This window comes from Paenibacillus albiflavus (assembly GCF_004344915.1).
In the GTDB taxonomy this organism is placed as follows: domain Bacteria; phylum Bacillota; class Bacilli; order Paenibacillales; family NBRC-103111; genus Paenibacillus_AM; species Paenibacillus_AM albiflavus.
On the sequence record NZ_SKFG01000003.1, the window covers coordinates 145090 to 165076 of the forward strand.

At 46.0% G+C, this 19987-nt stretch carries 20 protein-coding genes; 2 read left to right on the plus strand and 18 right to left on the minus strand.

Going from position 1 to position 19987, the window contains the following annotated elements; genetic code table 11:
• Positions 1-158 precede the first annotated feature (158 nt).
• From E0485_RS05985 to E0485_RS05995, 3 genes are all read right to left on the minus strand, one after another.
• Positions 159-1073 (minus strand): alpha/beta hydrolase, encoded by a 915-nt coding sequence (locus tag E0485_RS05985; protein WP_132417069.1) that lies wholly within the window; start codon positions 1071-1073, stop codon positions 159-161.
• A 64-nt stretch (positions 1074-1137) separates the two neighbouring features.
• Positions 1138-1545: a MerR family transcriptional regulator gene (locus tag E0485_RS05990; RefSeq protein WP_132417070.1), complete on the minus strand. Its 408-nt coding sequence runs from the start codon at positions 1543-1545 to the stop codon at positions 1138-1140.
• A 129-nt stretch (positions 1546-1674) separates the two neighbouring features.
• Complete coding sequence (locus tag E0485_RS05995; RefSeq protein ID WP_132417071.1) at positions 1675-1884, minus strand: zinc ribbon domain-containing protein; 210 nt, start codon at positions 1882-1884, stop codon at positions 1675-1677.
• 182 nt (positions 1885-2066) lie between these two features.
• On the opposite strand from E0485_RS05995, the gene E0485_RS06000 reads away from it, so the two are divergent.
• Positions 2067-2840, plus strand: coding sequence for a hypothetical protein (locus tag E0485_RS06000; protein WP_132417072.1), 774 nt, complete (start codon positions 2067-2069; stop codon positions 2838-2840).
• Positions 2841-3684: 844 nt separating this feature from the next.
• On the opposite strand, the gene E0485_RS06005 is transcribed toward E0485_RS06000, so the two are convergent.
• The 6 genes from E0485_RS06005 to E0485_RS06030 form a co-directional block, all read right to left on the minus strand.
• Positions 3685-4713, minus strand: coding sequence for a uroporphyrinogen decarboxylase family protein (locus tag E0485_RS06005; protein WP_165921090.1), 1029 nt, complete (start codon positions 4711-4713; stop codon positions 3685-3687).
• Between the two features lie 207 nt (positions 4714-4920).
• On the minus strand, positions 4921-5214 hold the full coding sequence (locus tag E0485_RS06010; RefSeq protein ID WP_132417074.1) for a stage VI sporulation protein F: 294 nt from the start codon (positions 5212-5214) through the stop codon (positions 4921-4923).
• Between the two features lie 135 nt (positions 5215-5349).
• Positions 5350-7407 (minus strand): ATP-dependent DNA helicase RecG, encoded by a 2058-nt coding sequence (gene recG, locus E0485_RS06015; RefSeq protein ID WP_132417075.1) that lies wholly within the window; start codon positions 7405-7407, stop codon positions 5350-5352.
• A gap of 25 nt (positions 7408-7432) precedes the next feature.
• Positions 7433-8311, minus strand: a complete 879-nt coding sequence (locus E0485_RS06020) for a DegV family protein (protein WP_407944830.1) — start codon at positions 8309-8311, stop codon at positions 7433-7435.
• 17 nt (positions 8312-8328) lie between these two features.
• On the minus strand, positions 8329-10104 hold the full coding sequence (locus E0485_RS06025) for a DAK2 domain-containing protein (protein WP_132417077.1): 1776 nt from the start codon (positions 10102-10104) through the stop codon (positions 8329-8331).
• Between the two features lie 21 nt (positions 10105-10125).
• Complete coding sequence (locus E0485_RS06030; protein ID WP_407944832.1) at positions 10126-10479, minus strand: Asp23/Gls24 family envelope stress response protein; 354 nt, start codon at positions 10477-10479, stop codon at positions 10126-10128.
• 260 nt (positions 10480-10739) lie between these two features.
• Between E0485_RS06030 and rpmB the strand changes: the two genes are divergently transcribed.
• Positions 10740-10928, plus strand: a complete 189-nt coding sequence (gene rpmB / locus E0485_RS06035) for a 50S ribosomal protein L28 (protein WP_132417079.1) — start codon at positions 10740-10742, stop codon at positions 10926-10928.
• Positions 10929-11139: 211 nt separating this feature from the next.
• On the opposite strand, the gene spoVM is transcribed toward rpmB, so the two are convergent.
• The 9 genes from spoVM to def all read right to left on the minus strand — a co-directional run bounded on the left by spoVM (position 11140) and on the right by def (position 19949).
• A complete protein-coding gene (gene spoVM / locus E0485_RS06040) occupies positions 11140-11220 on the minus strand; it encodes a stage V sporulation protein SpoVM (protein ID WP_010269764.1) in 81 nt (26 codons plus the stop codon).
• Positions 11221-11569: 349 nt separating this feature from the next.
• Positions 11570-12217, minus strand: coding sequence for a ribulose-phosphate 3-epimerase (gene rpe, locus E0485_RS06045; RefSeq protein ID WP_132417080.1), 648 nt, complete (start codon positions 12215-12217; stop codon positions 11570-11572).
• Position 12218: 1 nt separating this feature from the next.
• Positions 12219-13127, minus strand: a complete 909-nt coding sequence (gene rsgA / locus E0485_RS06050; RefSeq protein WP_132417081.1) for a ribosome small subunit-dependent GTPase A — start codon at positions 13125-13127, stop codon at positions 12219-12221.
• Positions 13128-13165: 38 nt separating this feature from the next.
• The gene (gene pknB, locus E0485_RS06055) at positions 13166-15169 is read right to left on the minus strand and encodes a Stk1 family PASTA domain-containing Ser/Thr kinase (protein WP_132417082.1); all 2004 of its coding nucleotides are present in this window, start codon (positions 15167-15169) and stop codon (positions 13166-13168) included.
• A complete protein-coding gene (locus tag E0485_RS06060; protein WP_328591265.1) occupies positions 15166-15924 on the minus strand; it encodes a Stp1/IreP family PP2C-type Ser/Thr phosphatase in 759 nt (252 codons plus the stop codon). Before E0485_RS06060 ends, pknB begins: the two co-directional genes overlap by 4 nt.
• Positions 15908-17008 carry a 23S rRNA (adenine(2503)-C(2))-methyltransferase RlmN gene (gene rlmN, locus E0485_RS06065; protein ID WP_132417084.1) on the minus strand — a complete coding sequence of 367 codons (1101 nt, stop codon included), beginning with the start codon at positions 17006-17008 and terminating at the stop codon, positions 15908-15910. The genes E0485_RS06060 and rlmN overlap by 17 nt, the downstream gene beginning before the upstream one ends.
• Positions 17009-17144: 136 nt before the next feature.
• On the minus strand, positions 17145-18530 hold the full coding sequence (rsmB, locus tag E0485_RS06070) for a 16S rRNA (cytosine(967)-C(5))-methyltransferase RsmB (protein ID WP_132417085.1): 1386 nt from the start codon (positions 18528-18530) through the stop codon (positions 17145-17147).
• Positions 18523-19461, minus strand: a complete 939-nt coding sequence (fmt, locus tag E0485_RS06075) for a methionyl-tRNA formyltransferase (protein WP_132417086.1) — start codon at positions 19459-19461, stop codon at positions 18523-18525. The genes rsmB and fmt overlap by 8 nt, the downstream gene beginning before the upstream one ends.
• A 2-nt stretch (positions 19462-19463) precedes the next feature.
• On the minus strand, positions 19464-19949 hold the full coding sequence (def, locus tag E0485_RS06080; protein WP_132417087.1) for a peptide deformylase: 486 nt from the start codon (positions 19947-19949) through the stop codon (positions 19464-19466).
• Between the last annotated feature and the right edge of the window lie 38 nt (positions 19950-19987).

Here is a 19987-nt window from a genome sequence, read left to right on the forward strand (position 1 = left end):
GCACTACACAACTATGGCGTAGAACGTCATCTGTCACTTATTTTCATTTAGCAACATAAATGAGGAATTTCGTATCTTACTTCATCAGACTAATGGGTACCTCCGCTATCTAAAGATTTACATTTAGTATATGCAATCTGCTTGTAGAGTGCAAGGGTTTAGTTATTACTGAATTGTCGCTGGACATACAGTCCTATATTCCGAATTGCCTGCTGGGCTTCAGGAAGCATGTAAGCCAACGTGTGAAACACACTCCACATCTCTTCCCATATTTCTAGCGTAACCTCTACGCCTGCCGCTCTTGCACGATCAGCAAACCGCGTCGAATCACTAAGTAAAACTTCATGATCACCAACTTGAATGAACAGACTAGGCAATCCATGCAAGTTCATGTTTAATGGTGATAACAGAGCTGGAACTGCCCCTGACCAGTTGCCGAGATAATCATTTACAATCCGCCCACTCGTCAGCAAGCTTCCTGTTGGATCAAGCGCCGCACGGCTTACGTACGAATCCCCATCCAAGTGTACAAGATCCGTATGAGGCGACATGAGAAACGCTCCTCTTGGAAGTTCATCCCCAGCATCACGCAACGACAACAAAGTCATTAAGGCTAGACTGCCGCCTACCGAATCTCCTCCAAGCACAATATCGCGTGCTGAGTATCCCTGATCGAGCAGCCAGTGATAAGCGCTGAGGCAATCCTCATTAGCAGCTGGATAAGGATATTCTGGCGCAAGGCGATAATCCACAGTTAGCACACTGACTCCACTTGCCATCGATATTCGTGCTGCAAGGTCGCGATAGAATTCGCAGCTTCCCGCAATAAATCCACCACCGTGAAAGTAGAGAATCACCTTTTGATCAGCTACATCCTTTTGTCCTCTCACCCATTCGCCATGTAATTGCCCGATTACCGCATCCTCCACAACAATGTCTGGAAGCATAGGAAATCTCGCTGCAGCCTCATTCATACCTTGACGAATTTGCTCGACCGACTGATGAGCATAATCACTTGTTTGCTTCAAAACATGTTTAATCGCTTGAAGCTGCTCTTGACTCGTCTTCTCCATATAATTCCTCCTACCAAGCTTTGATAAAACTATTCTAAAGCCTGTAGTCGGATACAAGGTCAAGTTAGGATTTCATATGCAGAATGTCCAACAATTCCTGTATTTCAGGTGCCTTATGAGAAGCCTGCAAATCCGATTTCAGATGAGACAGCATCGCTTTCGTCTTCTCTTTCTGAGCAATTTCCTGATTGATGCCTTCGATCTTCCGATCAATTAATGCTACAAAATCCGCAATGCTGACGCTGCTAGCAGTAGATGCTGTCAGTGCCTTGCGAATTTCCTTGAGCGTAAATCCGCACGACTTGGCATTTTTGATAAACGCAAGCCTAACCAGCACCTCTTCCGAATACAGCCGATAACCCGCTTCCGAACGGATTGGCGATGGGATAAGTCCATGATTCTCATAATATCTGAGCGTTTCGATATTCACATTCGCCATACTCGCAATTTGTCCCCGAAGATAGCCTTCCATCCGCAGTTCTCCCCTCAGCTCTATCCAACAAAATTTGTAACACTAAACAAAAACAGGCTACGAATCAATCGATTCCGAAGCCTGTTTCTATTGCTTAAACTATAATTAAGTATAATCCATTTTATCCCACTAGCCAAAAAATAAATCGAGTATATTGCTTGCTCTGGACGACTTCTTGTTATAGAATTCCGAATACCCGCAGTTTTTGCAGTACACCACGATGAATTGATTATGCTGAATATCGAACATTTTAGATAAGCCCGTTCCTGTCATGGCAACTTCCTTCTGTTCAGCGTCTCTACTTCCACATTTGATGCATCCTTGACCTTGATGGTTCATGACCAATCTCTCCTAGTTGAACATTTTTAATATATAGTATATACGTTTCTATTCAAATCTAGTTTCAATGGTATGACCAAGGCTCAATGTATATCGCTTGCCCTATTGACCAATACAAGTAAACAAATGGTAAGATACTTCTAGAGCCACTCGAAATTGATAAAAAGAAAGGTTGATCCCCTATGCAACATTCGTTCACGATCGAACCCTATACATACATTGCCTTCCAGAGCGAGGCCGAATTGATTGATCATTGCAAGCAATGGGGCTTGCTATCCGACAAGGCTTCCAAATCCAAAGCATTTTATTACAAAAGAGGCAGTCAAAATCTCCCTTGTGAAATTGTCGGCTTCGTTGATAAAGTAACTGCGGTAATCAAGCTGGACAACGGTCAGACCCACTGCATTCACCCTTCCTACTTAAAGGAAATGCAGGCCGCAAATTTCAGTCAGAAGCTAACATCGGCAGCAGAACAAGCAACAGGTAGTGAACCAGCCAAGGATGAGACGCTGCTGGCCGCACAGACCGAAGTGCCCCAAGAGACTATACTAGAATCTGAGCCAGCTTCTAACGAAGAGTCCTTACTGGAGGCCCCTGAAATTACCGCTGCGCCAAAGACCAAGGCGAAGAAGGAGAAGGCACCAAAGCTGCAGCTTCCTGAAGACAAAGTCAAAATGACCGCTATCGTACAAGAATTTACAACAGTACCGAATCATTTTTCCGATAATGATGATGAAGTGGTGATCTATGAAGCTGTTGCGATCACGGAACCAGAAGAAGTTCAGATTGGAACCGCTTGGTCAAGCCATAGCGCAACACTGAAGAAACTTGAGCTCGAGGTCGGCGATAAGATCATCTTCGAGGGCAAAATCGTAGCTAAGAAACTTACGAAGCACCCCGTCCCATACAAAATCAACAACCCTGGCAAAATTGTCAAGAATCCTGCGGAAAGCTAGGCGCAGTACTGATTTAAAGACGAGGTTAGCTTTGCACCAATTTCAATCATTCGGTGCTCAGAATGCAGACTCAGCTAGTTACTTTAGGGACTCTGTGACTTGTGACGGATTACGATTGGATGACTGAACTTGGTAATGCTTGTGCATCGAGCTTTGAATGTATTCTGTACATTCAAAGCCATGAATTCTTGCTAAATTTAGCGTTTGCCTGCGTTTGTGCAGGCAAATTGCCACAGAATAAGCAAATCAGCACATCGAGCTACTTTTGGCTGTATGAAATGCAGGCAAACTCACATTTTTCCCTTACATGCTGAATTTAACTGCACAAAATGCAGGCTAAACTCACATGCCGACTATCGGAGCTAATTTCCACGCACAGAATGCAGAATGCAGACATAGTTAGTTACTTTATGGACTCTGTGACTTGTGGCGGATTACGATTGGGTGACTGAACTTGGTAAGGCTTGTGCATCGAGCTTTGAATGTATTCCATACATTCAAATCCATGAATTCTTGCCAAAATTAGCGTTTGCCTGCATTGTGTGCAGGCAAATTGCCACGGAATAAGCAAATCAGCACATCGTGCTGTTTTTGGCTGTATGGAATGCAGGCAAACTTACATTTTTCCCTTCCACCCTGATTTTGACTGCATAGAATGCAGGCTAAACTCACATGCCGACTATCGAAGCTAATTTTCACGCACAGAATACAGAATACAGAATGCAGACTCAGCTCAGATAACTCGACCAATCAGCTTGCAAGGTAGACATCACTTTTACCCACCACATAAAAAGAGGGCCATCCTTAGCAATTGCTCAGGAACGGCCCTCTTCCTTGTATCTAATTAGCCAATAGCTGCCTTCAAGGCTCTTAAAGTTGCATCACTCGTTTCCAGTGGTACCCCGCAGCCTGGTGCAAGGATAAACGAACGCTCCCGCAAGCTTTGAATCGCATCAACAGCCTCCGCATGGACTTGTTCCGATTGGTCCGTTCCGAATAAATGCTCACTGACTCCACCGACAACTGTCTTCTTGCCAATCCAATTAGTTGAAGCTTGCAGTGATGGATTTCCCTTAGCGCGATCTGCCCAATGGATGGCTGAGACAGGATAGTCCGCAAATCGATCTGGATTCGACGTAGGACCACAAGTATGGAGGATGCTTGCCTTATCTCCTAATGCTTCTAGAACAATCAGGTCATAGGGACGACCATAAGATTCATAATCGGAGCGGCTGAAGCTCTCCTCGTTGCCTAGCCCCATGATCGAATAGAAAATACCATCAGCGCCCGCACCTGCTAGCTCAGTCACATATTCCGCAAGGGTAACAGCAATTTCCTTTAATGCTGCATGAACTCCATCAGGATTCTGGGCAATGAGCGCATGCAGCGAGCTGGCGCTACGTTCTGGATGAGCCACATAACCAGGATATGGATTATGGCCAGCAAGCAAGGCAAGTACCGTTAAAGGGGAGAATAACGTTTGAATAATAGGCGTCTCGCTCCCCAGCGCATTTCGGATGAGCCTTGTCGCTTCCAATTGTTCGAGAATTGGCCCCACATTCCGTGCCTGCTCACGGATACGTTCCAAATCAGAAGGACCATGGACAACGTATTCCGTCAGCTTCGGCAAGACACTCTCATACAAAGCGTAATTATAGGTATTGCCCCATATCTCCTGATAATACGTAGCGCGAGGATTAATTTTGACGAAATCCCAATCATAACGTTGCTGAAAATTCAGCGTCGCCCCTGCAAGTGCCTTAGCGCTTTGCTCTTGATCAATAAAATGCTTCCATGCTGACACAATCGGACGATCTGCTAATTCACCAGCAAGTATCGCTTGAAATCGCTGCTGCTTATTCCAGTCTGACATTTGCACACCCCTCATCCTAAACCATATAATTTACTTAACCGATGAATTTACTTGGTTTAATGTAAATCTATCATACGACTACCTTTATTCCTGTGTCAATTATTTATTTGAAAATTTACACTATTACAACTACACTTCTTAAGCATTCTAAGCAAAAAAAGAAGCCTTCCAAGCTAAGCAATAAATTGCTTACCTCAGAATGGCTTTTTATCGAAACATTCCCCATAGCTTAAGCAAATGGAATGTGTTGTTCGGATCAATTTTCTGAGCGATGACAAAATCGACAACATTCTTCGTCTGCTCGCTCGTCAGATTCTCCCCAAGCACTTTCGAAACTTGCCCAACCAGCTTGTTCACCTTAGGCCGGTTCTGCAAGTCCTCCTTCGTGACGCCATCTAGAATCGCTTTGACCTTCTCTTTGGTATCTTTGTTCTTTAGCTTAAGCTTCACTCGTTCAACGAGCGCAGGATCTAACCCATATTTCGCATAATTGGTATTCATACGAATCGCCTCCTTCACATCCCTATTACTATATGTGACTTGGAGGATCAAGTTGACTAATCGATTCGTACGATGTACGACAGCTTATCCTGTAAACGCTATGTAAGCCTACCATTAACCATTAACCATTAACCATTAATCGAGGACATTGCCATCAAGCACGCCTTCTCGCTGCAAATATTCACGCAGCGACAAGTAAGCGACATCCGTCCAGAACTCGGAAGAGGATACAAGCTGTGAGGCATCGTCGCGAGCGACTTCCATCACTTCGAAATCCGCCATCAGATCAGCGATTCGGAACTCTGGAAGTCCGCTCTGTTTCGTGCCGAAGAAGTCGCCAGGGCCGCGAAGCTCCAAATCGCGGCGAGCGATCTCAAAGCCGTCGGTCGTATCCGTCATCGCGCGCATCCGTTCCTTGCCGACCTCTGTCTTCGGGTCGGCAATCAGGATGCAGTAAGATGCATGCTTACCTCGACCGACGCGACCGCGAAGCTGATGCAGCTGCGACAAGCCGAATCTGTCGGCGTCGTACACCACCATCAGCGTAGCATTGGGCACGTCCACACCGACCTCAACAACGGTCGTGGATACAAGCACATGCACAGCACCTTCCTTGAAGCTGCGCATGGCTTCATCCTTCTCCGCAGCAGACATGCGGCCGTGCAGCAGACCGATCCGCAGGTCTGGAAAATGACTCTGCAGCTGTACGAACACATCGATTGCATTCTGCACATCGAGCTTCTCCGATTCTTCGATCAATGGGCAGATCACATACGATTGTCTGCCTCCATCTGCCTCTCGCTTAATGAAGCCGAGCACCCGATCTAGCATATCGTGCTTCACCGCATACGTCTTAATTGGCTGTCTGCCCTTCGGCAGCTCACGCAGCGTCGATACGTCCAAATCGCCGAATGCGGTAATCGCTAGCGTCCTCGGGATTGGCGTTGCCGTCATCATAAGCACGTCAGGATTCATCCCTTTGCGACGCAGCACCGCCCGCTGCGCAACCCCGAACCGATGCTGCTCATCGGTTACGACAAGCCCGAGCTGACGAAAATGCACGTCATCCTGGATCAACGCATGGGTGCCGACGACTACGTCCACCATGCCCATCTGCATCGAGCCCAGCATCTCGCGGCGCTGTCTCTCTGTTGTGGAGCCAGTGAGCAGCCCTACGGTAACGCCTAATGGCTCAAACATCTTCTCCAGCGAGCGCATATGCTGCTCTGCAAGAATTTCCGTCGGGGCCATAAGCGCCCCTTGATAGCCCGCCTTCACCGTCGCATAAAGTGCCGCAGCGGCAACAACAGTCTTGCCCGCGCCGACATCCCCTTGAAGCAATCGGTTCATGGCGTAAGGCGCCTGCATATCAGCGAGTATTTCGGCGATTACATCCTTTTGTGACTTCGTGAGCACAAACGGCAGCCCACGTACGAACGCGCGAACGGCAGGCAGATCGACAGCTTGTGCCAAGCCGTCTGCACGACGCCTGTTCATCGCGCGCAGCGCATTCATCTTGAGCTGGAATAAGAGCAGCTCCTCATAGACCATTCGCCTGCGCGCATGTTGGCCTTCGTCCATCCGCTCAGGCTGATGAATGGCGGCGACTGCCTCCCGCCGCACCATCAAGTCATGCCGCCGTACAAGCTCCTGCGGCAAAACCTCCTGGATCATCGCTCCGTACTGCTTAAGCGCCTGCGCAATTACTTTGCGCATCCACTTCTGCGACATCTCAGCGCTGATCGAGTACACAGGCTGCAGCGTCCCGACCTTCGACGTCCCTGCAGCACTTCTGCCGGGAAACTCCGTCTCAGACACCGTTATTTGCTTACGCCTTCCATCCCACTTGCCTGTAAGCACAACTTCAGACTGAAGCTCTAATTTCTCCTTCAGAAAAACCTGGTTAAACCATACAGACGTAACAAAAAAGTGGTCAATGACCACTTTGCAGCTTAATCTAGATTTGCCTCGTCCGTATCGCTGAAGGACAGGTATGCTGACGATTGTACCTACAACCGTAATTTTATCGCCATCTTTGACTCCGCTAAGATCACTTAGAGAATAATCTTCGTAGCGAAACGGATAATACTCCAGCAGTTGACCGACTGTATATACACCTAAAGCATGGAGGTCGTCCTTTTTGGCCGCCCCCACACCATGTATTTGTTCGATAGGTATGCGAAATAAATCCATGATTGCACCTTCAATCTCATTACAATTACGCTGGCGATATAAATACCGCAACAATTCCTGGACCTGTATAGGTTCCAATAACAGCACCAATGGTCCAGTCCATACAAGACACAATATCATATTCAGCAGCAATCATCTGCTTCAGTGTCTCTGCACCTTCTGGATTGCGAACATGTGCAAGTTTTATATGAATCGCCTTGCTACTCCCACGCTCTTTCATCAGCTCAACGATTCTGGCCATTGCCTTCTTTTGACCACGAACTTTATCAATTGGCGCGACATAGCCATCGTTATCAATCGTAAGAATCGGCTTAATATTAAGTAATGAACCAATCATGGCAGAAGCCCTGCCTAATCGTCCGCCTTTATGCAGATAATCAAGTGTGTCCACCAAGAAATAAATATCGCATTCCTTGCGTGCTTTCTCAATAAGCTCCAGAATCTCTTCCTTGCTCTTCCCTGCATTAGCAGCTTCTGCCGCGGCGAGAACTTGTACACCAATACCATAGGAAGCTGACATCGAATCTACGACAGTAACCGAAATACGATCATTGCCATCATCTTCGATCATCGCTTTAGCCAGTACCGCTGACTGATAAGTTCCACTCATCACAGACGAAAGATGAATCGAGATAATCTCGACCTTCTCACCGTCTTCAGAAGCGAGGGATTCATATTTTTGTTGAAAATCTACTGGCGAAGGCTGTGATGTGATAGGCAAAGCGGGTGCTGCAACCAACTTATCGTAGAATTCCTCGGGTGTAAGTGATACTCCGTCAATATAAGTATCCTTGCCAAATGAAACCTTGAGCGAAACCATTTCAATACCTAGCTTCTCCCTAATCTCCAGGGGAATATCTGCTGTGCTGTCAGTTACAATACGAACTTTGCTCAAACCCTTCACCTCTCTATTATTGATCCTTATTCAACCGAGAATAAATAGTAATATACCGGTTGTCCACCATCATGCAATTCGACTTCAACCTCAGGATACATTTCCTTAATATAGGCAAGGATTACACCAGTATCTTCATCAGTTGCTTCTTCCCCAGTCAGAATTGTCACGATTTCACTGCCTTCATCAATCATCTGATCAAGCAGACTCTTTGTAGCAGCTGCCAATGTACCTTCTGAGCATATGATTTTGCCATCCTGAATGCCCATAAAGTCTCCAAGCTTAATTTCGATCCCATCAATTGAAGTATCTCTAACCGAATGTGTAACTTGGCCTGAACGAACATGCTGGATGGATTGCATCATTGCATCCGTATTCTTCTCCGCATTAGAAGATTCTTGGAATGCTAGAATAGCAGCCATACCTTGTGGAATGGTTTTGCTCGGAATTACGATAATTTCCTTATCCTCTGTCAATTCAGCAGCTTGTTTAGCTGCCATAACGATGTTGGAGTTATTTGGCAATAAATATATCGTATCCGCATGAATACGTTCAATTGCATTTACAAAATCCTGCGTACTCGGATTCATTGTCTGTCCGCCTGACAGTACGACGTCAACACCAACCGAAGAGAAAATTTCCGTAATCCCTTCACCTGCTGCAACAGATACGAATCCATAAGGCTTGCGATCCTCTTGTGGAGCGGCTGTAACCGCGGCTACTGGCTGTGCATCAGCTGTCTTGGAAACTTGCTTTTGCTGCTGTTCCATAGCTTCTTCCATCAAAATATGCGTATGTTGATCGCGCATGTTTTCAATTTTGATACGTGCCAGATCTCCATACTGCTGTGCAATCGTCATGACATTTCCAGGATATTCAGCATGAATATGCACCTTAACAAGGTCATCATCTGCTACAACAAGAAGCGAATCCCCATGCTTGCTTAACTCCGTACGGAAATCTTCTTCATTGAATACAAGTCCTTTGGTCTTGCCAGGGATCATATTAACCAGAAACTCTGTACAATAGCCAAATACGATATCTTCTGTAGCCAGTTTCGCTTGCGCACGTTCTGGCTCGTGACCTGGATTCACTTGCGGCTTTTGAGCGAATGCGCCGACTTGGAAAGCACCAAGCGCTTCTGGAATGACCGCATCACTTGCATGGTCATAATCGCTTTCTCCTGTGAGTGCTTCCATGAAGCCTTCATATACATGAATAAGTCCTTGACCGCCAGCATCAACTACACCTACTTGCTTCAGAACTGGCAGCAAATCAGGTGTATGCGCTAACGATTCTTTACCTTTGTCGAGCACTTCTACCATCAATTCATCTATCGTTTGGGCACGTTTAGCAAATGCAATAGCTGCCTTTGCTGCATCCTTAGACACCGTGAGAACAGTTCCTTCTACAGGCTTAACGACTGCTTTATAAGCAGTTTCAACGCCTTGCTGCAGCGCAGCAGCGAACTGAACACAATTGATGGTCTCATAGTCATGAACTGACTTAGCGAAACCACGGAATAACTGTGATAGAATAACACCAGAATTTCCTCTTGCCCCCATAAGTAGACCTTTGGAAAGTGCTTCTGCCGCCTTACCGATATGTGCAGAAGGTCTTCTCGACAATTCCTCAACGCCTGATGTAAGCGTAAGGTTCATATTCGTTCCTGTATCGCCATCGGGTACAGGGAATACGTTAAGTCCGTTAACTTTATTGACATTACGACTAAGATGCTTAGAAGCAGACATCATCATCGCAATAAAATCATTACCATTGATCGAGATTAAGCGCTTGCTCAATTTGTAAGTCTCCTTCCTGAATTAGCGGGCTATACGTACTCCCTGCACGAAGATATTTACTTCATCAACATGAAGTCCTACAACGTCATTCATGACATATTTCACTTTAGATTGAACGTTCTCAGCAACAACAGATATCTTCGTTCCATAACTGACAATAATATATAAATCGATTTCTGTCTGATCCTTCTCTCGACGAACCTCGACACCACGACTTAAGTTTTCGCGACCGAGTAGTTCTGTAATACCGTCTTTAAATTGTTTCCTGGATGCCATACCAACAAGTCCATAACAATCGAGTGCTGCAGAGCCTGCTAGGGTAGCTATCACTTCGTTTGTAATGTAAATCTTACCGAGTTCATTTACGACTTCCATTGGCACTATGACCAACTCCTTTTCATGGACTACTCTTCATTGTACTATAAAGCGTTTAATAAATAAACGCTCAAAAAAGATTGAGTTTCATTGACGTAAGTATTTTAGATATGATATTATGTGTAAGTATGTTTTACAAGGAATACTATAACGATTACTGTGTATCATTAACAACCATGTAACAGTAAGAAAAAGCTGTATGCCAGTTAAGCTTAGACTTGCCTAGCAGACAGATTCGTATACTTAAGGAGGTGTCACGCATGTCTCGCAAATGCTTTATTACAGGTAAATCACCTGCATCAGGAAATCATGTTTCACACGCCAACAACAAGAACAAGCGCACTTGGGGTGTAAACGTACAAAAGGTTCGCATTTTGGTTGATGGTAAGCCAAAACGTGTTTACGTTAGCGCACGCGCATTGAAATCTGGCAAAGTAACTCGTGTTTAATCGCGATTAACTAGCTTTCAACGACAAAAGCACCTACTATGGGTGCTTTTTTTCGTATAGTATCATGTGTGTCATTCCGTTTCTTCTTGGATGATAGGGATTCGTTCCAGTTGTTTGTTCATGTGTCTAACGCGCGAAACAGCGGTCAACAGGCATCATTCTAAGAAACGCACCCGTCCTGGATTAGGACGGTGCAATCGTTTCTCTGGTGTTAGTTTTTACTAAAGGTATTTAGGATCGCTTTGACAAACCCACCCAAAAACTTCGGTAGTTTGATCGTGTAGAATTTCATCTTTACCCCTCCCCATAGCTTTCCGCTCTTCCACAACGTTTATCACAAGAAGAAACGGTCTAACCGTCTAATAAAAGGCGACTAACGTTTCTTAAGGTGATTTATAGAATTTAATAGGCGAATGTAATAAATTCTATACCACCGATGGAAAGCTCCCAAGTTCGCCTGCTCCAGTTCAGTAGTTCATATCGTTACGCCCATTATATTCGCTCGCCTCGCAAATAGTTCCTGATCGTCATGCTGTTATAGGCAATTTTCGAGAGCTTACAATAACATGTTGGCATCGTCCGCGAAAGCCAAACTTCTGTAACATATATATGTTGGGGAGGGTTCAGATATGCTTTGCAGGTTAACCCTTAATCAGGTGAATCGCCTCTGCTCGATCCTTCTGTCCGAACACTGCACTTCCTGCCACGAGCACATTTGCACCCGCTTCAGCTACTAGCTTAGCTGTATGTGCATTAATTCCGCCGTCTACCTCAATATCAATATGCTGATAGCCGAACGAGTTTAGCTGTTCACGAAGGCTGCTAATTTTACTTAGCATCCCTGGGATAAATTGTTGTCCGCCGAAGCCAGGGTTAACGGTCATGATAAGCACCATTTCTATATCCTCGAGTACGTGCTGAAGCGTTTCGAGTGGTGTAGCTGGATTAAGCGCCACTCCCGCCTTAACGCCATGCTCCTTAATTAAATGAAGCGTGCGATGCAGGTGTACACAAGCTTCTTGATGAACCGTAATGATGTCCGCTCCTGCTTTGGCAAAGTCAGCTATATAACGCTCTGGCTGCTCTATCATCAGATGAACGTCGAGCGGCAGCTTCGTATGCGGCCTGATCGCATCAACAATGAGCGGGCCGATCGTAATATTAGGTGCAAATTTACCATCCATCACATCAACATGAATGAGATCCGCTCCATGCTGATCAACCTCTTTAATCTCCTCACCTAAACGAGCGAAGTCTGCAGATAAAATCGAAGGTGCAATTTTTAGCATATTAGTATCTCCTTTTTCGATCTTTCATTTCGTTCAAGAACGTTAGATAGTGATCATATCGTGATTGTGCGATCTGCTCGGATTTCACCGCTTCTTGGACCTTGCAGCCAGGCTCATGCTGATGCAGGCAGCCTCTGAACTTGCATCCTTCCGAGAGCGCTGCAAACTCAATGAAGCAATTACCCAGCTCTTGTGGCTCAAGCTCCATGAAATCCAGCTGCGAGAATCCCGGGGTATCGGCTACATAACCACCTTCAGGAAGCGCGATCAGCTCCACATGACGCGTAGTATGCTTGCCTCGGCCCAGTCGATGCGATATCGCATTCGTCTCCAGCCCAAGCCCCTCCATTAAGCTGTTTAAGAGCGATGACTTCCCTACACCAGATTGTCCAGCGAAGACAGACATCTTATGAACGAGATGGGATCGAATTGCTTCGATCCCATCCTTACGCTTTGAAGACGTTACAACAACGTCATATCCAATCTCTCGGTACAGGGAGATGATGGTTTCAAGCCTTTGCTCAGCTACCAAATTGCCCTTAATCAAATCCCACTTTGTCAAACATATAACAGCTGTTAAACCTTCCTTCTCAATATGAACAAGGAATTTATCCAGCAAAGAAGTATTCAGCTCCGGCTCAGTCACAGAAAATACAAGCACAGCCTGCTCCACATTCGCAATCGGCGGACGGATCAGCTCTGAGGATCGCCTTGCGATCTCCGTAACCGTCCCTTCCCCTGTAGCTTCGAGCTCATAGGTAACTTTATCACCCACTAGCGGTGTTATTCCTTTGTTCTTAAATACACCGCGAGCTCTACATTGAACTAACGTTGTATCTAATGCCGATTGGCCGTCTCGTAATACATAATAATAACCACTCAGCGCCTTGAGAATACATCCATGCGGCATGCTCTGCATTCACTCCTGTTCTTTGGGCCTTTCGCCACTTATTGTTTAAGATCTTCATACCTGTGTGTAATGACATCAACCTCAATATCATTCTCATAAACCGTAATCGTTACGGATTTATTCGGTGAAACAATAACAGGCACATCAATTGTCTCTGCTGTATCGATCTTTTTCTTGAATACCTGTTTATTATTAGACTTATCGTCTGTCAGCAGCACCTTGAATTCAGACTTTTGGCCTTCAACAGAAGGCTTGAGCGGTACACTGATTTGAGTTTTCAGCACTTCGTCAGGTCCATCCGATACGATAACTGAAATTTTGGTGCCTCTAGGCACTTCCATATTCGGATCATAAGGGGTTTGCATAATAATTTTACCTTTTTCAATTTTGTCGCTCTTTTCAGTAGTCACTTTATCGTTCAGAACAAGGTCATTTTTTGCAAGTGCCGCCTTCGCTTGACTGACCGTCATATTTAGGAGATCTGGCACTTTAACGGTCTCTTTGCCTTGCGATACAGTCAATTTAATTGAAGCTGTTTTCGGATCAAATGGCTGATCCACGCCTGGCTCCTGATCTCGAACGATATCTGAAGGAGTATCTTCCGCATAAATATAATTGATGGTGACCTGCGTTTCCGTATCTACACCCATCGCAGATAATTTAGCTAACGCATCCTTATAATTCGATCCTTTAAAGCTGAGCATTTTCGGCAAATCAGGCCCTATACTCACAAACAAGATGACTTCACTATTGACCTTGACTTCCATATCTGCCTCAGGATACGTCTTAATCACCTCTTGAACCTCTTTATCGCTCGTTTGCACTTCGATCTTGGCGGTAAGTTTCAATTCGCGAAGTTTATATTCTGCTTCAGATTGCTTGATGCCTACTAAATTCGGCATTTTGACATTCTCGACAACGAACATCTTCTCCATCGTCTTATAGAGTCCGAGCATACCACCCAAAATTGCAAGCAGAACGACAATCCAAATCGTTGGTTTCAGCCAAGCTTTCTTCTTTGGCGGTTCTTCATACTCGTACTCATAATCATCGTCATCCTCTTCATTGTCAGTATAGACAGGCCTTGAATAACTCTCATTCTTCGGCACTATCGGATTCGTATACTGACGGGATCGGATCGTCGGAATAACACGAGTGCTCTGATCATCCATATCCTCTGGATATTCTGGCTCCCATAGCTCCAGCTTCGCTTCATTGCGTCTCTCAGGCAGCAAACAAGTCTCCAGATCCTTCATCATATCGCTAGCCTTCTGATAACGCTCTTCTGGGCGTTTACGCATCGATTTGAGAATTAGATTCTCCACACTTTGCGGAATAAGCGGATTGATGGAACGCGGAGCCTCAACATTCTCTTGCAAATGCTTTAGCGCAACCGAAATCGGACTTTCGCCAGAAAATGGAAGTTTAGCTGTAAGCATCTGATAAAGAACAATACCTAAGGAATACAGATCAGACATCTCGCCTGCTTGTGTACCCTTCGCATGTTCTGGTGAAAAATAATGTACAGAACCAATAACAGACCCCGTCTGTGTAATGGAGGAAGAGGTTGCTGCGCGAGCAATTCCGAAGTCAGTCACTTTCACACGGCCGTTACGTCCGATAAGGATGTTATGAGGTTTAATATCACGATGTATAATGCCATTATGATGGGCATGATCAAGTGCATCACAAATCTGTGAAGCAATATTAATCGCTTCCTCCACTTGCATTGGAGAGCGTTCTTTAATCAATTCATTCAGTGTCGTGCCCTCTATGTACTCCATTACAATATAATGGATTTCATCCTGTTGACCTACATCGTAAATTGAAACGACATTCGGATGTGACAAAGACGCAGCAGACTGAGCTTCCCTGCGGAACCTACGAATAAACTCCTCATCATGCACATACTGCTGTCGTAAAATTTTGACTGCAACTTTACGATTTAAAAGCAAGTCTTGTCCTTTATAGACAAGCGCCATGCCCCCGCCGCCAACACGCTCTAGAATTTCATATCTTCCACCAAGCGTCTGTCCGATCACGCACTATCACCCCGTTCCTGTGCGTCTTCCTCAGCTTGAAGCATCAGCACAACTGTAATATTATCGTCGCCCCCAGCTTGCAGAGCTTGAAGCACAAGCTGTTCTGCTGCTGTTTCAAGGTCAGGGCTTTGCTGGATGATTTGTGCGATTGCTTCACCTTCAACCAGATTGCTGAGTCCGTCTGAACACAGGATGAATAGGTCATTAGGTTCAAGCACGACTTCAATTAAATCAATTTCCACATCAGGGTCCGTTCCAAGTGCGCGAACGACCACATTGCGTCTTGGATGATGATTCGCTTCTTCAGGTGTAATTTGACCTGTTTTGACAAGCTCATTCACGAGCGAATGATCTTCCGTTAGCTGCACAATCGATTGCTTGCTTAGCTTGTAAGCACGGGAGTCCCCGATATGAGCGATAATCATCTCCGAGGTCGAGGCAAGAGCTGTGATCACCGTTGTGCCCATTCCCTTATACTGCTCACGCTCAGATGAATACTTATAGATCTGTTCATTGGCTGAAATAACCGCTGACACAAGAAGTTGCTTGCGTTCCTCGATTGTTGCAGATGGGGAGATTGTTTGCAGCTTCTGACCAATGATATCAATGGTCATTTGTGCTGCAACATCTCCCGCTTGATGTCCACCCATTCCATCTGCCAATATTGCAAGCGAGTAACCATTAGCTATTTGCTTGACATATGCCCTGTCCTCATTTACGACACGAATACGCCCAACGTCAGTTCGACTTACCATCCTCAATTGTCGTCACCTCATTACTTCTTCGCTTCTTCTGATTCTCATGCTTCGCTCTTAGCTGTCCACAGGCTGCTGCGATATCGCTGCCCTGCTCACGTCTGATCGTTGCATTAATTCGGTTCTTCTCCAGAATACGCTGGAAATTAAAAATGTCATCACGAGATGTTCGAACAAACTTGCGCTCTTGTACATAGTTAACTGGGATTAAATTCACATGGCTCATCGGCAGTTGCTTCAGAACTTGCGACAATTCCTCCGCATGCTCCGCTTGATCATTAACGGTTCCCATTAACGCATATTCAAACGTAATTCTGCGGCCTGTTTTGCCTGTATAGTACTTACAAGCTTCAATTAAATCGGCAAATGGGAATCTCTTATTCACTGGCATCAGCTTCGAGCGCAGCGCATCATTCGGTGCATGGATCGAAATCGCCAAATTAATTTGCGTATCTTCATCTGCAAATCGATAAATATTTGGCACAATACCCGATGTGGATACGGTAATATGACGCTGACCGATGTTAAGCCCCTTCGGATGAATCATCACCTTCAAAAATTTCATCAAGGCATCATAATTCTCGAATGGCTCGCCAATCCCCATAACGACAATGGAGGAAACGCGCTCATTCTTCGAATCAAGCAGCTGCTGAGCCTTCACAATCTGCGCAATAATTTCACCTGCAGTCAGATCTCGCATCAGACCTCCAAGCGTGGATGCGCAGAATGTACAACCGATTCTACAGCCTACCTGAGTCGTCACGCAGACGGAATTGCCGTAACCATGTTTCATGACGACGGTCTCAATCGCATTCTTATCCGACAGTTCGAACAAGAACTTCACGGTGCCATCCTTGGACTCATACTTGGCAACTTCTGTGAGGGTAACAAATTCAAATTGTGCTTGCAGCTTATCGCGAAGACCCTTAGACAAGTTCGTCATTTGATCAAAATCGCTAACACGCTTCACATACAGCCAATCGAAAATTTGCCCTGCTCGGAAAGCAGGCTCGCTATTCTCCTTCACCCAATTCTGCCATTCTTCTAACGTTAAATCATATACATAAGGCTTCACGTTTGTCATAACCTCGATTTCTTAGCTGAATAATCTTCTAATTTAACCAATTCCATAATCCTATCCATTTTACCATAAACTAGCGTTTGTCGTAAAAAGATACGGCCAAGCAATCAACGATGCCGCGCTTTATAGACAGATCCTCTTACTGCTTCTTATGCAGCTTGGCAATAAAGAAGCCATCGGACAGGAATTGATCAGGATGAACCTGCAGTATTCCTGTATTAGCAGAATCCGCCAATTCCGCAGGCAAACCATCGATCTGGATTGCTTCTAGTTCATAATTCGGATGATTCTGTATGAAATTCATCACGTTGCTTTCATTTTCCTCTTTTTCAATCGTACACGTACTATAAATAAGTGTACCCCCAGGTCGCAGCAGCCCATGAACTTCTTCAAGCAGTTCACGCTGAATGGCAACAATCTCACGAATTTCAGCCACTGACTTTGCCCATTTGAGATCAGGCTTACGACGAATAACACCTAAACCAGAACAAGGTGCATCCAGCAAAATACGATCGAAAGATTCTGGCTCGAATCGTTTGCTCAGCTCACGCGCATCCGCGATAATCGTGCGGATCGTATCTAGCTGCAAGCGATGAGCCGCTTGCTCAATTAACCCACCCTTGTGCTCATGGATATCACAAGCGTAGATCACGCCCTTATCGCCCATTAGCTCAGCGATATGCGTCGTCTTCCCGCCAGGCGCGGCGCAGCAATCGAGCACCGTCATGCCTGGCGCGGGAGCGAGTGCCTCCGCCACGAGCATGGAGCTCTCATCCTGGATCGTGAACAGGCCTTCGGCATACCATGGCGTTAACGCCATGTTGCCGCCCCCATTCACGATCACACCCGCGGGAGCTAGCGGTGAAGGCATAGCGGCAGCATTGCCGCTTGCCTCAAGCAGCCGCAATAGCTCCTCGCGCGATTGCTTAAGCGGATTGGTGCGAATCGACACGTGCGGTGGCACGTTATTCGCTTCGCAGATCCGCTCCGTGCGCTCAGCGCCCAGCTGGCGCATCCACCGCTCGACTAGCCAGAGCGGATGAGAATGCTGCAGGGCGATGCGCTGTGCCGTAGGCAGCTCCTGCGGAAGCTGCCACTCCTCCTTGCGACGGATCGCATTGCGCAGCACGGCATTAACCATGCCTGAGATGCCTTGATGGCCGCGTCGCTTGGCAATGTTGACAGCTTCGCTAACCACCGCGTGATCGGGCACGCGGTCTAAATAATGAAGCTGATAAAAGCTAAGCCGCAGCAGGTTCCTCACCCATGGCTGCAGCTTTCCGAGTCCTTTGCTAACTAGCTTACCTAAATAGTAATCTATTGTATTTAAACGTTGAATGGTGCCGTAGACGATCTCTGTAGCTAGTCCAACATCAGCTCGTTCAAGCGGATGCTTCTGCAGCACTTGATTGAGCAGCAAATTGCTGTAGGCTTGATCTTGATCGACAGCAGTCAATACATCGAGCGCAACTTCTCGTGCCGAGAGACTACGAGGCTTGTCCGCTTTCTTCTTGTCTTTATTCACCTAGTAATGTCCCCCGCTCTATGCTGCTGCCGCGCAAAAATTGCTGAACCTCCATCGCTTTCTTTCCCGCCGGCTGAATTTCAGTCAGGATCAATTGTCCATCCCCAGTCTGTACGACAATCCCTGTATCCGTCTGACCAACTACTGTACCAGGAGCCGCCTCACTACCCATCACATGCGTTGCCACAGTACTTGCCCATACTTTCAGAACTTCCCCATTCCACTTCGTAAATGCACCTGGGAATGGATTCAAGCCGCGCACCTGATTGAAGAGATCACGAGCCGATTTTGACCAATCAAGCTGCTCGTCCTCACGCGAAATATTCGGCGAGTAGATCGCTTCGCTATCATTTTGCTTAACAGCCTCAATATTACCTGCAATTAGATCAGGCAGTGTGTTCTTAAGCAGCTCCGCTCCAGCAAAGCTTAATTTGCTAAACATCGTACCTTGAGTGTCATCTTCTCCAATCGGCACTTCAACCTTAGCGATCATATCGCCCGTATCCAAACCAGCTTCCATGTACATGATCGTAACACCAGTCACCTTGTCGCCACGCATCACGGCATAGTGAATCGGCGCTCCGCCACGGTATTTAGGTAATAATGAAGCATGAATATTGATACAACCGTATTGCGGCATTTCAAGAATTGATTTTGGTAAAATTTGGCCATATGCAGCCGTTACGATCAAATCAGGAGCTAACTGTCGAATCGCTTCCACGGAGTCAGGGTGACGCAGCTTCTCAGGCTGCAAGACTGGCAAGTCATGCTTAAGCGCTTCTTCTTTAACGGGTGTCGGCGTTAATACGCGCTTGCGTCCCTTTGGACGATCAGGCTGTGTAACGACACCTACGACATCATAGGAACCATGAAGCAACACCTGAAGTGCAGGTACTGCAAAATCAGGTGTCCCCATAAATAATATTCTCACTATTAACGACCACCGTTCCCTTGAATCTCTTCACGATATACTTTAACTGCAATATCGGTAAACAAGACGCCATTCAGGTGATCAACCTCATGCATGATGCAGCGCGCAAGCAAATCTGTTCCTTCGAGAACGAATTCTTCTCCATTACGGTTCTGCGCTTTGACCTTCACGTTCATTGGGCGAACGACATCACCTTGAAGTCCAGGAATACTTAAACAACCTTCTGGACCATATTGCTCTCCGCTTGTTTCTAGAATTTCAGGATTTACGAGCTCAATTAAGCCGCCAAACTCTTCGCCACAGTCCATTACCACAACACGCTTAAGAATCCCAACTTGTGGTGCAGCTAGACCAACGCCTGGTGCATCATACATCGTATCTGCCATATCATCCAGCAGTTTATGCAGATTCGAATTAAATTTAGTCACTTGCACTGCGTTCTCTCTTAATACTGGATCTGGATCTTTCACAATTAAACGAATTGCCATCGCCTAACACCTTCCCCATTCTTCATTATATGGAAACA

Bases quoted from the DNA above. Each gene is read 5' to 3' on its own strand.
- E0485_RS05985 (WP_132417069.1), bottom strand. From the start codon at position 1,073: ATGGAGAAGACGAGTCAAGAGCAGCTTCAAGCGATTAAACATGTTTTG.
- E0485_RS05990 (WP_132417070.1), bottom strand. From the start codon at position 1,545: ATGGAAGGCTATCTTCGGGGACAAATTGCGAGTATGGCGAATGTGAAT.
- E0485_RS05995 (WP_132417071.1), bottom strand. From the start codon at position 1,884: ATGAACCATCAAGGTCAAGGATGCATCAAATGTGGAAGTAGAGACGCT.
- E0485_RS06000 (WP_132417072.1), top strand. From the start codon at position 2,067: ATGCAACATTCGTTCACGATCGAACCCTATACATACATTGCCTTCCAG.
- E0485_RS06005 (WP_165921090.1), bottom strand. From the start codon at position 4,713: ATGTCAGACTGGAATAAGCAGCAGCGATTTCAAGCGATACTTGCTGGT.
- E0485_RS06010 (WP_132417074.1), bottom strand. From the start codon at position 5,214: ATGAATACCAATTATGCGAAATATGGGTTAGATCCTGCGCTCGTTGAA.
- recG (WP_132417075.1), bottom strand. From the start codon at position 7,407: ATGGATTTATTTCGCATACCTATCGAACAAATACATGGTGTGGGGGCG.
- E0485_RS06030 (WP_407944832.1), bottom strand. From the start codon at position 10,479: ATGGAAGTCGTAAATGAACTCGGTAAGATTTACATTACAAACGAAGTG.
- rpmB (WP_132417079.1), top strand. From the start codon at position 10,740: ATGTCTCGCAAATGCTTTATTACAGGTAAATCACCTGCATCAGGAAAT.
- spoVM (WP_010269764.1), bottom strand. From the start codon at position 11,220: ATGAAATTCTACACGATCAAACTACCGAAGTTTTTGGGTGGGTTTGTC.
- rpe (WP_132417080.1), bottom strand. From the start codon at position 12,217: ATGCTAAAAATTGCACCTTCGATTTTATCTGCAGACTTCGCTCGTTTA.
- rsgA (WP_132417081.1), bottom strand. From the start codon at position 13,127: ATGCCGCATGGATGTATTCTCAAGGCGCTGAGTGGTTATTATTATGTA.
- E0485_RS06060 (WP_328591265.1), bottom strand. From the start codon at position 15,924: ATGGTAAGTCGAACTGACGTTGGGCGTATTCGTGTCGTAAATGAGGAC.
- rlmN (WP_132417084.1), bottom strand. From the start codon at position 17,008: ATGACAAACGTGAAGCCTTATGTATATGATTTAACGTTAGAAGAATGG.
- def (WP_132417087.1), bottom strand. From the start codon at position 19,949: ATGGCAATTCGTTTAATTGTGAAAGATCCAGATCCAGTATTAAGAGAG.